This window comes from Campylobacter ureolyticus (assembly GCF_027277485.1).
Taxonomy (GTDB): Bacteria; Campylobacterota; Campylobacteria; order Campylobacterales; family Campylobacteraceae; genus Campylobacter_B; species Campylobacter_B ureolyticus_B.
The window spans coordinates 110,463-124,167 of the sequence record NZ_JAPXGQ010000001.1; the positions used below are offsets into that span (position 1 = coordinate 110,463).

At 32.7% G+C, this 13,705-nt stretch carries 28 protein-coding genes; all 28 read right to left on the bottom strand.

Annotated features, from left to right (window positions below; genetic code table 11):
* Positions 1-23: 23 nt before the first annotated feature.
* On the bottom strand, positions 24-374 hold the full coding sequence (gene rplQ / locus O6B72_RS00580; protein ID WP_018713499.1) for a 50S ribosomal protein L17: 351 nt from the start codon (positions 372-374) through the stop codon (positions 24-26).
* 3 nt (positions 375-377) lie between these two features.
* The gene (locus O6B72_RS00585) at positions 378-1,391 is read right to left on the bottom strand and encodes a DNA-directed RNA polymerase subunit alpha (protein WP_018713500.1); all 1,014 of its coding nucleotides are present in this window, start codon (positions 1,389-1,391) and stop codon (positions 378-380) included.
* 14 nt (positions 1,392-1,405) lie between these two features.
* On the bottom strand, positions 1,406-2,032 hold the full coding sequence (gene rpsD, locus O6B72_RS00590) for a 30S ribosomal protein S4 (protein ID WP_269485783.1): 627 nt from the start codon (positions 2,030-2,032) through the stop codon (positions 1,406-1,408).
* A 10-nt stretch (positions 2,033-2,042) separates the two neighbouring features.
* Positions 2,043-2,435: a 30S ribosomal protein S11 gene (rpsK, locus tag O6B72_RS00595; protein ID WP_016646177.1), complete on the bottom strand. Its 393-nt coding sequence runs from the start codon at positions 2,433-2,435 to the stop codon at positions 2,043-2,045.
* Positions 2,436-2,448: 13 nt separating this feature from the next.
* Positions 2,449-2,817 (bottom strand): 30S ribosomal protein S13, encoded by a 369-nt coding sequence (gene rpsM, locus O6B72_RS00600; RefSeq protein WP_016646178.1) that lies wholly within the window; start codon positions 2,815-2,817, stop codon positions 2,449-2,451.
* Between the two features lie 3 nt (positions 2,818-2,820).
* A complete protein-coding gene (rpmJ, locus tag O6B72_RS00605) occupies positions 2,821-2,934 on the bottom strand; it encodes a 50S ribosomal protein L36 (protein ID WP_081617952.1) in 114 nt (37 codons plus the stop codon).
* A gap of 176 nt (positions 2,935-3,110) precedes the next feature.
* Positions 3,111-3,329 (bottom strand): translation initiation factor IF-1, encoded by a 219-nt coding sequence (gene infA / locus O6B72_RS00610; RefSeq protein ID WP_005869854.1) that lies wholly within the window; start codon positions 3,327-3,329, stop codon positions 3,111-3,113.
* Positions 3,330-3,577: 248 nt separating this feature from the next.
* Entirely contained in the window at positions 3,578-4,336 is a 759-nt protein-coding gene (map, locus tag O6B72_RS00615; protein ID WP_269486990.1) for a type I methionyl aminopeptidase, read from the bottom strand.
* A 2-nt stretch (positions 4,337-4,338) separates the two neighbouring features.
* The gene (gene secY / locus O6B72_RS00620; RefSeq protein WP_244078117.1) at positions 4,339-5,589 is read right to left on the bottom strand and encodes a preprotein translocase subunit SecY; all 1,251 of its coding nucleotides are present in this window, start codon (positions 5,587-5,589) and stop codon (positions 4,339-4,341) included.
* On the bottom strand, positions 5,589-5,990 hold the full coding sequence (gene rplO, locus O6B72_RS00625) for a 50S ribosomal protein L15 (protein WP_018713504.1): 402 nt from the start codon (positions 5,988-5,990) through the stop codon (positions 5,589-5,591). Before rplO ends, secY begins: the two co-directional genes overlap by 1 nt.
* Positions 5,991-5,993: 3 nt before the next feature.
* Positions 5,994-6,437 carry a 30S ribosomal protein S5 gene (rpsE, locus tag O6B72_RS00630; protein ID WP_018713505.1) on the bottom strand — a complete coding sequence of 148 codons (444 nt, stop codon included), beginning with the start codon at positions 6,435-6,437 and terminating at the stop codon, positions 5,994-5,996.
* A 15-nt stretch (positions 6,438-6,452) separates the two neighbouring features.
* A complete protein-coding gene (gene rplR / locus O6B72_RS00635; protein WP_018713506.1) occupies positions 6,453-6,809 on the bottom strand; it encodes a 50S ribosomal protein L18 in 357 nt (118 codons plus the stop codon).
* 9 nt (positions 6,810-6,818) lie between these two features.
* A complete protein-coding gene (gene rplF / locus O6B72_RS00640) occupies positions 6,819-7,355 on the bottom strand; it encodes a 50S ribosomal protein L6 (RefSeq protein ID WP_244078114.1) in 537 nt (178 codons plus the stop codon).
* A gap of 83 nt (positions 7,356-7,438) precedes the next feature.
* Positions 7,439-7,834, bottom strand: coding sequence for a 30S ribosomal protein S8 (gene rpsH / locus O6B72_RS00645; RefSeq protein WP_018713508.1), 396 nt, complete (start codon positions 7,832-7,834; stop codon positions 7,439-7,441).
* 9 nt (positions 7,835-7,843) lie between these two features.
* Positions 7,844-8,029 (bottom strand): type Z 30S ribosomal protein S14, encoded by a 186-nt coding sequence (locus O6B72_RS00650; RefSeq protein ID WP_016646186.1) that lies wholly within the window; start codon positions 8,027-8,029, stop codon positions 7,844-7,846.
* 1 nt (position 8,030) lies between these two features.
* Positions 8,031-8,576: a 50S ribosomal protein L5 gene (gene rplE / locus O6B72_RS00655; RefSeq protein ID WP_018713509.1), complete on the bottom strand. Its 546-nt coding sequence runs from the start codon at positions 8,574-8,576 to the stop codon at positions 8,031-8,033.
* 3 nt (positions 8,577-8,579) lie between these two features.
* Positions 8,580-8,813: a 50S ribosomal protein L24 gene (gene rplX / locus O6B72_RS00660; RefSeq protein WP_018713510.1), complete on the bottom strand. Its 234-nt coding sequence runs from the start codon at positions 8,811-8,813 to the stop codon at positions 8,580-8,582.
* Positions 8,813-9,181, bottom strand: a complete 369-nt coding sequence (gene rplN, locus O6B72_RS00665; RefSeq protein ID WP_024962100.1) for a 50S ribosomal protein L14 — start codon at positions 9,179-9,181, stop codon at positions 8,813-8,815. The genes rplX and rplN overlap by 1 nt, the downstream gene beginning before the upstream one ends.
* On the bottom strand, positions 9,181-9,435 hold the full coding sequence (rpsQ, locus tag O6B72_RS00670) for a 30S ribosomal protein S17 (RefSeq protein ID WP_018713512.1): 255 nt from the start codon (positions 9,433-9,435) through the stop codon (positions 9,181-9,183). The genes rplN and rpsQ overlap by 1 nt, the downstream gene beginning before the upstream one ends.
* Positions 9,436-9,630: a 50S ribosomal protein L29 gene (rpmC, locus tag O6B72_RS00675; protein WP_016646191.1), complete on the bottom strand. Its 195-nt coding sequence runs from the start codon at positions 9,628-9,630 to the stop codon at positions 9,436-9,438.
* Entirely contained in the window at positions 9,617-10,042 is a 426-nt protein-coding gene (gene rplP / locus O6B72_RS00680; protein ID WP_018713513.1) for a 50S ribosomal protein L16, read from the bottom strand. Before rplP ends, rpmC begins: the two co-directional genes overlap by 14 nt.
* A 2-nt stretch (positions 10,043-10,044) precedes the next feature.
* Positions 10,045-10,743, bottom strand: a complete 699-nt coding sequence (rpsC, locus tag O6B72_RS00685; protein ID WP_018713514.1) for a 30S ribosomal protein S3 — start codon at positions 10,741-10,743, stop codon at positions 10,045-10,047.
* Position 10,744: 1 nt separating this feature from the next.
* Positions 10,745-11,077, bottom strand: coding sequence for a 50S ribosomal protein L22 (rplV, locus tag O6B72_RS00690; protein WP_016646194.1), 333 nt, complete (start codon positions 11,075-11,077; stop codon positions 10,745-10,747).
* 9 nt (positions 11,078-11,086) lie between these two features.
* A complete protein-coding gene (gene rpsS, locus O6B72_RS00695) occupies positions 11,087-11,368 on the bottom strand; it encodes a 30S ribosomal protein S19 (RefSeq protein ID WP_016646195.1) in 282 nt (93 codons plus the stop codon).
* Between the two features lie 2 nt (positions 11,369-11,370).
* Positions 11,371-12,201 carry a 50S ribosomal protein L2 gene (rplB, locus tag O6B72_RS00700; RefSeq protein WP_024962099.1) on the bottom strand — a complete coding sequence of 277 codons (831 nt, stop codon included), beginning with the start codon at positions 12,199-12,201 and terminating at the stop codon, positions 11,371-11,373.
* A gap of 1 nt (position 12,202) precedes the next feature.
* The gene (locus tag O6B72_RS00705; protein WP_018713516.1) at positions 12,203-12,484 is read right to left on the bottom strand and encodes a 50S ribosomal protein L23; all 282 of its coding nucleotides are present in this window, start codon (positions 12,482-12,484) and stop codon (positions 12,203-12,205) included.
* A gap of 1 nt (position 12,485) precedes the next feature.
* Positions 12,486-13,130 (bottom strand): 50S ribosomal protein L4, encoded by a 645-nt coding sequence (gene rplD, locus O6B72_RS00710; protein WP_018713517.1) that lies wholly within the window; start codon positions 13,128-13,130, stop codon positions 12,486-12,488.
* On the bottom strand, positions 13,127-13,705 hold the full coding sequence (rplC, locus tag O6B72_RS00715) for a 50S ribosomal protein L3 (protein WP_018713518.1): 579 nt from the start codon (positions 13,703-13,705) through the stop codon (positions 13,127-13,129). The genes rplD and rplC overlap by 4 nt, the downstream gene beginning before the upstream one ends.

A 13,705-nucleotide genomic window follows, 5' to 3' on the forward strand; every position in this document is an offset into this window, starting at 1 on the left:
GAAAAATTCAGCTCAAAAGATTTTTAAATAAGCTCTATATAAGCCATTTGTGCCGCGTCACCGCGTCTAAGTCTAGTTTTTACTATCCTTGTATAACCACCGTTTTGGTCTTTGTATTTTGGAGCAATCTCTTCAACAAGTCTTTTTGTAGTAACTTTATCTTGAATACTAGCAAAAACAACTCTGTGAGCATTAAAATCTCCAACTTTTGCTTTTGTTATAAGTTTTTCAACATAACTTCTAAGTTCTTTTGCTTTTGGAAGTGTTGTTTCTATTTTGCCATTTTTTGTAATGGCTATGGTTAAATTTTTTAGCGTTGCGGCGCGGTGGCTTGACGATCTGCCAAGTTTTCTATAACCATGTCCGTGTCTCATATTTTATCCTTCATTCTTTTCATTTTTTAATTCTTGTATTTTTTCATTTAATTGCTTTTTATGACTTTGAAGCTCAGGTGCATCAACTGGATAGCCTATTTCTTCCATCACAGCTTTAATCTCTTCAAGAGATTTTTTACCTAAATTTTTAATATCTTTTAAAATACTTTCTTCCATTAAAGCAAGCTCGCCGATAAATTTAATACCAGCTTTATCTAAACAATTAAAGCTTCTTGCACTTAAATTTAGATTTTCAATACTTTCAAAAAGCTTTGCATATTCTGAATTTTGAGAAGATGAAGATTTGCCAACAGGTTTTTCAACATCAACTATGTTTTCAAAAACGCCAAGTTGTCTATGCATTGTTTGAAGTGCATTTTGGAAAGCCTCAATAGGTGTAACTTGACCATTTGTTGTAATTGTAAAAACTATTTTCTCATAGTCAGGGTTATCATCAACTAAGGTATTTTCTATATCGTAAATCGCTCTTTTTACTGGTGTAAAAAATGCATCTAATGCCATAAAATCGCTACTAATATAGTCTTTTAACTCTTCGCTTGGGATATAGCCTATGCCTTTTTCTACAATAATAGTAAATTTTAAATCTGCATCTTCATTTAAAGTAGCAACATGTTGGTCAGGATTTACGATATCAACTATATCATTTATTAAATCACTTCCCTTTAAATCTTTTGGTCCTTTAAATTCATACTCTACTATCTCTCTTGCTGAGTTGTTTTTTAATTTAAATCTCAAATTTTTAAGATTCATAATAAAAATAGCAACATCTTCAAGCATTCCGGCAATGCTATCAAACTCGTGTGCCACGCCATTGATTTTAACACCTGTTGGTGCAAAGCCAATACTACTTGTATATAAAAGTCTTCTAAGTGGGTGAGCAACTGTTACAGCATATCCAGTTTCAAATGGATATGCTATTATTTTAGCTACATTTTCACTTACTTTTTCAACTCTTATCTCAGTTGGCGTATGGGCTGAAGTGGTGATTGTTTTCATTAATATCCCCCTTATTATTTTGAGTAAAGCTCTACGATAAATCTCTCTTCGATTGGGATTTGAATTTCTTCTCTTTCAGGAATTCTTGTAAATAATCCAAATTTTTTATCTTTTTCAACATCTACCCAAGGAGCCAAACCTGTTTGCGCTGTTAAATCAACTGCTCTAGTGATTTGTGGGTTTTCTTTACTTTTTTCTATAATTTCTATTTTTTGTCCTGGAAATACTCTATATGATGGAATATCAACTCTTTTTCCATCTACTAAAATATGTCCGTGGCTAACAAGCTGTCTTGCAAAGCGTCTAGTTGTTGCAAAGCCCATTCTATAAACAACATTATCAAGTCTTTGCTCTAATAATTGAACAAAAATAGAACCTGTGTTTCCATCTTTTCTTGATGCTTCTTTAAACAAATTTCTAAATTGTTTTTCGTTTAATCCATACATAAATTTAGCTTTTTGTTTTTCACGAAGTTGTAGTCCATACTCGCTTATTTTAGCTCTTCTTTGTCCATGCTGTCCTGGTGCAAAAGGTCTTTTACTAAGTGCATCTTTTCCTGCTAATCTTCTTTCACCTTTTAAACCTAAATCAGCCCCTAATCTTCTTTCTAATTTTTCAACTGGTCCTGTATATCTTGCCATATTCTACTCCTTACACTCTTCTTCTTTTAGGAGGTCTGCAACCATTATGAGGAAGTGGAGTTATATCTTTAAAATATGTTACTTTAATGCCCTCGATCGCACCAACACTTTTTACAGCTGTTTCACGACCACTTCCAGGTCCTTGAACCTTAATACCAACTTCTTTTATACCATGTTCTTTTGCTTTATTGATAGCATCTTCAACTGCTTGCTGAGCTGCATAAGGAGTTGATTTTTTACTACCTTTAAAGCCAAGTGCACCTGCACTACTCCAAGATATTACATTTCCCATTTCATCAGTTACAGTTATCATAGTATTATTAAACGAAGCACTGATAAAAACAATTCCTTTAGCTATACTTTTTTTAGCTACTTTTTTTCTAATTACTTTTCTTTTTGCCATTATCTAACTCCTACTACTTTGCAGCTGCACCGACAGTTTTACGCTTACCTTTTCTAGTTCTAGCGTTTGTCTTTGTTTTTTGACCTCTTACAGTAAGACCTTTTCTATGTCTTAAACCTCTGTAACTTCCTAAATCCATAAGTGCTTTGATATCCATCGCAACACTTTTTCTAAGATCACCTTCAACCATATAGTGTTCTTGGATCTCTTTTCTAATTGCTGCTGCTTCATCTTCGCTTAGCTCATGAACTCTTTTATCGTAAGAAATTCCAACTGCGTCAAGGATTTTTCTTGATGAAAAAAGCCCTATGCCATAAATGTAGGTTAGACCATACTCGATTCTTTTTTTCTTTGGTAAATCAACACCTGCAATACGAGCCATATTTTATCCTTGTCTTTGCTTATGTCTTGGGTTATCGCATATAACGAAAACTATGCCTTTGCGTTTAACAATTTTGCAATTGTCACATATCTTCTTTACAGAAGGACGAACTTTCATATCTGTCTCCAAAAAAATTATTCCACTTTTTTGCTATGACTGCACTTAGGCTAAAAGATGTCCTAAATTTAGGCGAATTTATTTTAGCCAACTGTTTTTAAAACAGTGGTAATTTTAAAAACACTTCTTCACACAGTTTGTTGCAAGCCGTTATTTTATCTAAAAAAGCTTTAAATTTACTTATACCTATAAGTAATCCTGCCTTTATCAAGGCTATAAGGTGTAAGTTCAACTTTTACTCTATCACCAGGCATAATTTTTATATAGTGCATTCTCATCTTGCCTGCGATATGACATAAAATAACATGTTTATTATCAAGTTCTACTTTAAAAGTAGCGTTTGGTAAAGCTTCTATAACATTACCATCTATTTCAATAACATCATCTTTTGCCACATTTTCTCCTTTCTTTTTTATTTTTGCATTGAATTTTTGATTTTACCATAAATTATTTAAAATGCGTTTAATGAATTTCTCAAAATTGTATTTTTAATAAATTTTTAATGCGTTATGACATAAATTATTAGTGCATATAAATTTCTCAACAAAACTTACTTGGATTTTTAATGTAGAGTGTATGTTTAAAAAAATAGAAATTAAATAGCTTAGAATTAAAACTTAAATTTAAAGGGTTTCCTTTAAATTTAAGCAATACTTAAAATTTCAGCTTTTCCATTTACTACAGCGATGCAGTGTTCGTAGTGACTTGTTCTAAGACCATCTTTGCTAGTTACTGCCCAACCATCACTTGCTACAACAGCTTCGCCACTTTTTTGACAAATCATAGGTTCAATACAAAAAACCATTCCATTTTTTATCTTTGGACCTTGTTTTGGATTTTTTCCTGTTAAATAATTTGGAATTTCTGGCTCTTCGTGAGGCTTTTTACCAATGCCATGACCACAATATCCCTCAAGTGGAACATATCCCCTATCAAGAATGAAATTTTCTATTAAAAAGCTAAGTTCTTTAAAATGCATCCCTACTTTTATATTCTTAATAGCAAAATAAAGTGCATCTTTACTACAATTAATTAAATCCTCATCGCTTTTTGAAATTTCACCAATCCCAAAAGTTCTAGCGCTGTCACCATAATATCCATTAAGCCTTGTTCCAATATCCACACCTAAAATATCACCTTCTTTTAAAATAGTGTTATCTGGAATACCATGGATACATACTTCATTTAGTGATAAACAAGCTGCATTTGGAAAATTATAAAGTCCTTTAAATGCTGGATAAGCTCCATTTTTAGTTATAAAATCATCTATTTTTTTATCAACTTCTAAAAGCGTCATACCAGCTTTTAAAAACTCTTTTGTATAATCAAGTGTTTGAGCGACAAGTTTGTTTGCCGCTCTTAAGTGTTTAATATCATCAACACTTTTTAATGAAATTGCCATTTTTAAAGTCCTACTGCACTTAAAGTTTGGAATTTATTCATATAAATTTGTGCTTCAATTTTTCTCATAGTGTCTAATGCAACTGAAACAACAATCAAAACTGAAGTTCCTCCAAAAGCAAAAGGCACACCTAAAAATTTAACCAAAAGCCAAGGAAGCGTTGATATAAGTCCTAGATAAATAGCACCCCAAAAAGTAAGTCTTCCAGCAACATCGTTTAAAAAAGTAGCAGTATTTTCACCAGGTCTAACTCCTGGAATAAATCCACCTTGTTTTTTCAAATTCTCGCTAATATCTTTTGAATTAAATGCAATTGTTGCATAAAAATATGCAAAAAATACAACACATAAAAACATTAAAATTTGAAACATATAGCCGTTCGGACTAAAAAAGTCATTTATTTTTAGCATTATAGGATTTGAACTTGCTTGGAACATAGTAAGTGGAAACATCAAAACAGCACTAGCAAAAATTGCAGGAATTACTCCACTTAAATTCACTTTTACCGGAATATAGTTCATTATCCTTTTATGTTGATTTTGCATCATAACTTTTCTTGAATAAGAAATTGGAATTCTTCTTTCTCCAAGTTCCACAAAAATAACAAAGCCAATAGTAAGAAGGACTATTAATACTATTAGAATAAGTACTAAGAAATTCATCTCGCCTGTATTTACTAAATTTACAGCGCCAACTATTGCTGAAGGAAGCCCACTTACAATACCTGCAAAGATAATTAAACTTATTCCATTTCCTATACCTTTTTGAGTGATTTGTTCACCTATCCACATTAAAAGCATAGTTCCTGTTAGCATAGACACGCATGAAATTGCTATAAATAAATTTTGATCTATTAATACAGCCTCAGATCCCATGTGTTTAAGTCCTATACTTACTCCAATGGCTTGAACTACTGTTATTAAAACAGTTGCATATCGGATGATTTGCATATATTTTTGCATACCATCTCTTTCTTTTTTTAGTTGTCCAAGCTTTGGAAAAGTTGCTGCTAAAAGCTCCATAATAATAGAAGCTGTAATATAAGGCATAATACCAAGTGAAATTATACTAAGTCTTTCAGCGGCTTTACCACTAAACATATTAAACATACCGAATGCATTATCACTATTTGTTGTAAAAAAGTCTCTAATAACATCGGCATTTACACCAGGAACTGGCACATAGGCCAGTATTCTATAGACAAACAAAAATCCAAAAGTTATCAAGATTTTATTACGAAGTGACTTACTCATTAGTTTTGTCCGCTAGTTCTTATATTTTCATCTTTTATTTTTGAAATAAGATCTTTGGCACTTGCACCAATTAATTTTATTTTTGAAATTTTGTTTGAAAATTTATGTACTGATCTTATGCTTTCAAAAGTAATCTCATCTAAATTTTTGATAGCTGAAATTTTTTCCACATTGATAACATAAGGTTTTTCTACTCTAGAAGTAAAACCAACTTTTGGAAGTCTTCTTTGAAGTGGCTGTTGTCCACCTTCAAAACCTCTTTTTTCATTAAAGCCAGTTCTAGCTCTTTGACCTTTCATTCCTTTTCCAGCTGTTTTTCCCCAGCCTGTTCCTCTGCCTCTTCCAATTCTTTTTTTAGAAGAAGTTGAGCCAACTGCTTTTTGTAAATTTTCTAATCCCATATATTATCCTTTCATCATACTAAGAGCTTTAATAGTTGCTCTTACAACATTTGATGAGTTGTTAGAACCTAAAGACTTAGTTAAGATATCTTGAATTCCAGCAAGTTCTAAAACAGGACGAGTTGAACCACCAGCGATAACTCCAGTTCCTTCGCTAGCAGGTTTTAGTAAAATTTTACTAGCGTTAAATTTAGCTTCAACATCATGAGGAACTGTTGTTCCGCTTAATTTTACTTTAATGATATTTTTAAATGCATCATCAACTGCTTTTTTAATAGCATCAGGAACTTCTTTGCTCTTTCCAAAACCATATCCCACTAAGCCTTTTTTATTGCCTATAACAACTAAAGCTGTAAATCTAAATCTTCTACCACCTTTAACAACTTTAGCCACTCTACTGATATCAACGATTACTTCTTCAAATTCTTCTTTATTGTAATTTTCCATTTTCTATCCTTAGGGCTACAGCTTAATGCCATTTTCTCTTAATGCATCAGCAAATGACGCAATAACACCATGATATAAATATCCGTTTCTATCAAAAACCACCTGATCTATCCCTTTTTCTTTTAACTTATCTGCCATATCTTTTCCTAAAGCTATAGCACCATCTTTATTAGCTTTTAATTTTAAAACACTACCACTACTTGCACAAATTGTTTGTGAAGCTACATCATCAATTGCTTGTGCATAAACAGTTTTGTTTGATTTAAAAATAGAAATTCTAGGGCAAGCAGCTACACCTGAAATTTTAGCTCTAACTCTTTTTTTTCTTTTTATTCTTAGAGATAATTTTTTCTTTAAAATATTTGCTTTCATTTTTTACCCTTATTTCTTAGATGTTTTTCCGGCTTTGCGGATAATTCGCTCATCTACATATTTAATACCCTTACCTTTGTATGGCTCAGGTGGTCTAAACTCGCGAACTTCAGCTGCTACTTGACCAACATTTTGTTTATTATAGCCAGATATTGTTATTATATTTTTTTCAATACTAGCTTGAACACCTTCTGGTAGCTTATAGTTAATAGAGTGTGAAAAACCTAAATTTAATTCTAATACATTGCCTTTAACAGCAGCTCTATAACCAACACCATTTACTTCAAGTTTTTTTGAAAAACCATCAGTTAAACCAACTACAATGTTGTGTGCCAATGATCTATAAGTTCCCCAAAAAGCTCTACTTTGTCTATCTTCGCCTTTTGGTGAAAAAACTATTGAGCCATCTTTTAACTCAACATTTACAAAGCCTTTTGTATCTAGATCTTGAGTAATATTACCTTTTTTAAAACTCAAAACAGTTGAGTTTAGACTTACATCTATACCTTTTGGAATAGATATCGGTTGTTTGCCTATTCTTGACATTTTTTTCCTTTTTACTTGTCTAGGGTATGTCTACTTTTAAGAATGGATACCACAATACCATAAAAAGCAGATTTAAAAAGTTCTTACCAAACTGTGCAAAGAACTTCGCCGCCAATTCCTCTTTTGCTAGCTTCTATACCAGCCATAATACCTTGGCTTGTTGAAACTATAACTGTTCCATAACCATTTTTAAATCTTTTTATCTCATCTTTACCTTGGTAAAGTCTTCTACTTGGCTTTGAAACTCTAGTTAGCTCATTTATAACGCTTCTACCATTTTCATCATATTTTAAAACAACATTTATAAATTTTTTATTGTCTTCTTCTACAACATTATAACTTTCAAGATACTCTTTTTCTGTTAAAATTCTAGCTATTGCCTCAACTGATTTAGAGTGTAGAAGTTTTGTTGTATCAAGTCTTCTTAAGCTAGCGTTCCTAATTCTTGTTAAAGCATCTGATATTAAATCATTCAACATAACTCTTCCTTACCAACTTGATTTTTTAAGGCCTGGAATTAGACCTTCATTAGCCATTTTTCTAAGACAAACTCTACAAAGTCCAAAGTCTCTATAAACAGACTTTGATCTTCCGCAAATTTTACATCTTGTGTATTTTCTAGAGCTAAATTTAGCCTCTCTACTTGCCTTAGCTATCATTGATTTTTTTGCCATATTAATTTCCTTTTGAAAAAGGCATACCTAAAACTTCTAAAAGTCTGTAAGCCTCTTTATCGCTATTTGTTGTTGTAACTATAGTGATGTTCATACCGTGAGTTCTTAAAATTTTATCATACTCAACTTCTGGGAACATTAACTGCTCATCCAAACCAAAGTTATAGTTTCCTCTTCCATCAAAACCATTTTTTGGAAGACCTCTAAAATCTTTTACTCTTGGAAGTGCAACAGAGATAAGCTTATCTAAAAAGACAAACATATTATCTTTTCTTAAAGTTACTTTTATTCCTACAGGGTAACCCTCTCTTACTTTAAAGCTTGCAACTGATTTTTTAGCATTTACGCCAAGTGCTTTTTGTCCAGCTATTAAAGAGATTGTATCTATCATATTTTGAAATACTTTTTGATCTCTTGCAGCATCGCCAGCACCAACGCTAATAACTATTTTTTCAATAGCAGGAATTAACATAGGATTTTTTATATCAAATTCTTTTATAAGCTCAGGTCTTACTTGGTCATTATATTTAGTTCTAAGTCTATTCATAAATTACTCCTCAACCTTTGCAACATTTGAAATATCCATAGGCATTTCCTCACCTACAAAACCGCCATTAGGAAATTTTTCACTAGGTTTAACAGCCTTTTTAGCTACTTTGCAACCCTCGACAATAACTTTTCCTTCTTTTGCAAAAACACTTTTTACAACTCCGGTCTTGCCTTTGTCATCACCAGCAATTATCTTAACACTGTCGCCTTTTTTAATTTTATATTTTGTTATCATTATAAAACCTCCGGTGCAAGTGAAACTATTTTCATAAATCCACCATATCTTACTTCTCTACCAACTGGTCCAAAAATACGAGTTCCAACTGGCTCTTTTTTTGCATCAAGAATAACAGCCGCATTGTCATCAAATCTAATTAAAGACCCATCAAGCCTTTGAATTTCTTTTTTAGTTCTAACAACAACAGCTTTAACAACTTGACCTTTTTTCATTTTTCCGTTAGGTAGAGCTTTTTTAACTGAACAAACAATGATATCACCAACTGTTGCATATCTTCTTTTGCTTCCACCTAAAACTTTTATACACATTAATTCTTTAGCACCGCTATTATCAGCTACTGAAAGTCTTGTAAAGCTTTGAATCATTACTCAACTCCTTTTTTTACAACTTTATATAAGCGAAATGCTTTATTTTTGCTAAGCGGTCTGCACTCAATTGCTGAGATAACATCGCCTATTTGTGTTTGATTTGCTTCATCATGCACTAAATATTTTTTAAATCTTTTAACAAATTTTCTATATCTAGGATGCATAACTTTTCTCTCAACTAAAACAGTTGCAGTTTTATCTCCTGCTTTTTTAAGTACAACGCCTTGAATAACTCTTTTTGATGTTGTCATTTATGCTCCCTTATTAACTGCTGTAATGGCAGTTTTAACTCTAGCAATATCTTTTTTAACCTCACGAATTTCATTAGGGTTTGTAAGTTGCATAGTTTTTAGCTTTCTTTTTAATTCAAAAAGCAACTTTTTCTTCTCTATTAGCATAGTGTTTAACTCAGCTACACTTTTATCTTTTATCTCAGTATAGTTCATTTTCACTCTCTCTTGTTACTATTTTTGATTTAAATGGCAACTTATGCATTGATAGAGTAAGTGCTGATCTTGAAAGCTTCTCACTTGGCCCTGCCATTTCAAATATGATTCTACCAGGTTTTATATTCATAACCCACTCTTCAACACCGCCTTTACCTTTACCCATACGAGTTTCTAAAGGTTTTTTAGTTAAAGGTTTATCAGGGAAAACACAAATCCAAATTTTAGCTTGTCTTTGTACATGTCTTGTCATTGCAATACGAGCCGCTTCAATTTGGCGTGAGTTTATTCTACCTGCCTCAACAGCCTTTATACCAATGGTACCATAAGTAAGTTGAGTTCCTCTGGTAGCATAACCTCGGTTTCTGCCCTTCATCATTTTTCTATATTTAGTCTTTTTTGGCATTAACATAATTATCTACCTCTTCTTGTTCTTCTTGATCTTTTTGGTGCGTTTTCTTCTGTTTTTTCAGGCTCAAGTCCTTTATGTAAAACCTCACCTTTAAATATCCAAACTTTTACGCCGATATTTCCATAAGTAGTGTGAGCTTCTGCAAATCCATAATCTATCTTGGCTCTAAAAGTATGTAGTGGAACTCTACCTTCCAAATACCACTCTGTTCTTGCCATTTCAGCACCACCAAGTCTTCCAGATACTACAACTTTTATACCTTTTGCACCTGATTTTTGTGCATTTTGGATAACTTTTTTCATTGCTCTTCTAAAAGCAACTCTTCTTTCAAGCTGCATAGCAACATTTTCAGCAGCAAGTTGAGCAGATGAACCTGATTTTCTCTCTTCTTTTATGTTAATATTAACATCTTTACCAATAAGTTTTACAACATCTTGTTTTAAAACTTCAACTTCGCTACCTTTTTTACCGATAATAATTCCAGGTCTTGCAGCAACAATAGTTATTCTAATTTTTTTTGCTGTTCTTTCTATAATGATTTGAGCTATACCTGCATAATATAATTTTGATTTTAAAAATTTTCTAATTTTATAATCTTCAGAAATATTTACAGGCAAATTCTCCTTTGAAGGAAACCATCTAGACTCCCAGTTTTTATTAATTCCCAGTCTTAGTCCTATTGGATTGGCTTTTTGTCCCATTTTACGCTTCCTTCTTTTGTAATTTTGAAACTTCTACCATTATATGAGAAGTAGGTTTTCTAATCTTGCTAGCTGATCCTCTTGCTCTAGGTCTAAATCTTTTTAGAACAGGACCTGCATCTACTCTGCATGAACTAACTATAACTTCTTCTGGCTCATATCCACCATTTGCAACGGCACTTGATATAGCATTAGCAATATATTTTGCGCCACGATTTGGTGTAAATTCCAATGTTGCAAGAGCAAATTCCGCATTCATACCTTGAATTTGTTTTGCTATAAGTCTAGTCTTTGTCGGAGAAATACGAACAAATTTAATAATTGATTTACTCATACTCTACTCCTATTTACCGATTTTCTTTTGAACTGAGCCACGGTGGCCTTTAAAAGTTCTTGTTGGAGCAAACTCACCTAATTTATAACCTATATGATGCTCTGTAATATACACAGGTATAAAACTTTTACCGTTATGAACATTAAATGTAAGTCCAATCATTTCAGGTACAATCGTGCTTCTTCTTGACCAAGTTTTAATCGGCTTATTATCTTTTGCTTTTTTAGCAACTTCTACCTTTTTCATTACATGATCATCAACGAAAGGACCTTTTTTGAGTGATCTAGCCATCTCTATTTTCCTTTCCTTCTTGAAATTATAAGTTTATCACTAGCTTTTTTGCGTCTAGTCTTAAGACCCTTGGTTGGTTGTCCCCATGGAGTAACTGGATGACGACCTGAGTTCTTCTTACCTTCACCACCGCCGTGTGGGTGATCAACAGGGTTCATCGCACTACCTCTTGTTTGAGGGCGAATTCCTAAATGTCTATTTCTACCAGCTTTACCGATAACAACATTTGCCCATTCTTCATTTCCAACTTCACCAATAGTTGCCATACACTCAGCTAAAACTCTTCTCATTTCACCGCTTGGCAATCTTAATACAACATATTTTTCTTCTTTACCCATAAGTTGAGCATATCCACCAGCACTTCTTGCCATCTGTGCACCTTTGCCAGGTTTTAGCTCAATATTATGTAAAATTGTTCCAAGAGGGATACTTTTTAGTTTCATAGCATTGCCTGGTTTTATATCAAGACCACTTTCAGCAGAAGCGATAACATCGCCAACTTTTAAGCCATTTGGTTGAATAATATATCTTTTTTCACCATCTTTGTAGCTAATTAATGCAATTCTACAATTTCTATTTGGATCGTACTCAATAGCCTCTACTTTACCCTCAATGCCAAATTTACTTCTTTTAAAATCAATAATTCTATAAAGTTTTTTAGCTCCGGCTTGTTTATGTCTTGAAGTTATTCTTCCATTGTGGTTTCTTCCAGCAGTTGCAGGAACTTTTTTAAGAAGTGATCTTACACTTGCTTTTGCAGTTATATCATCACTGCTTAAACCACTCATAAATCTTCTACTTGGAGTATATGGTTTATAATGTTTTACTGACATCTTATGCTCCTATACTTTCTAGGCTTGCACCTTCAGGAAGTTTAACATAGAATTTTTTATAACTATTTCTTGTGCCAATTCTTCCTCTAAATCTTTTAACTTTACCATCCATTTTTAATGAATTTATCTTTAAAGGTGTGATTCCAAAATACTCTTTTAATATAGCTTTTAGTTTATTTTTAGTTACATCTGTTGATGTTTGAATAACAACCACACCACTTTCTTGAAGGTCTAAAGTTTTTTCTGTATAAAGAATCGTTTTTATATCTGTTATATCTGCCATTTTAACCCTCTTTTATTATCTTATCAAGTGCCGATTTTTCAATAATAACCGCACTATATACTTTTACTAAATAAGCATTTATTTCACTTACATCAATAGCATAGCAATTTGTTAAATTTCTATATGCTAAGAATGTATTTTGAATTCTTTTTGCACTTTCTAAACTATCAACAGATGATAAGTCTCCAACAATTAAAGCATCTCTAACTTTAAAGTTATTGATGAAACTATTAGCATCTTTTGTTTTGCCTGACTCTATGTCAATACTTTCAACAGCAAAAATTTTACCTTGCTCGGCTCTTTCAAAAAGTGCTCTTTCAAGTGCAAGTCTTTTTTGTTTTTTATTGATTTTTTGAGTGTAGTTTCTTTCATTGCTTGGCCCAAAAGATACTGCACCACCAACCCAAACATTTGTTCTAGTTGAGCCAGCTCTCGCACCGCCACGACCTTTTTGGCGCCATGGTTTTTTACCACCACCACTTACTTCAGATCTTGTTTTAGTATGAGCTGTATTTGATCTAACAGCTGCAAGGTATGATTTTACATATAAATATAAGTTGTGTGGATTTACTTCGCTATATTTTACAGGAAGTTCTATCTCGCCTGCATTTTCAAGCTTTTCATTAAATACTGCTACTTTACTCATTTTACTATCCTTATTCTACCCATTGCACCATTAAATCCAGGAACAGAACCTTTTACAACTAAAACACCATTGTCTTTATCAAAGCTAACAACTTCGTTTTTAACTGTAACTTTTACATTTCCTGTTTGTCCAGGCATTTTTCTACCAGGCTGAACGCGTCCTGGCCACTCACAGTTACCAATTGATCCCGATCTTCTGTGAAATCTACTTCCGTGAGATTTTGGACCACCTGCAAAACCATGTCTTTTCATAACACCTTGATAACCTTTACCTTTAGTATTAAAGCTTGCTTTTATAACTTTTGCCCCATCTAAAGGAGTCATATCTTGGTCGCCTATTTCGCTATTTGCTACTTCTAAGCTAGCAAATTTATTGAACTCTTTACTTAGACTATATTTTTTTTGTTGTCCTGCTATAGTTTTATTATTAGATTTACCACTTGCATAAGCAACAATGGCTTTATTATTTTCACCAACTTCACAAACTTTGGTGTTTATAACTCTTAGCAGACTAACTGGTAGGCTAACTCTATCAACGGTTCTGCTCATACCTATCTTTTCTACTATATATTCCAT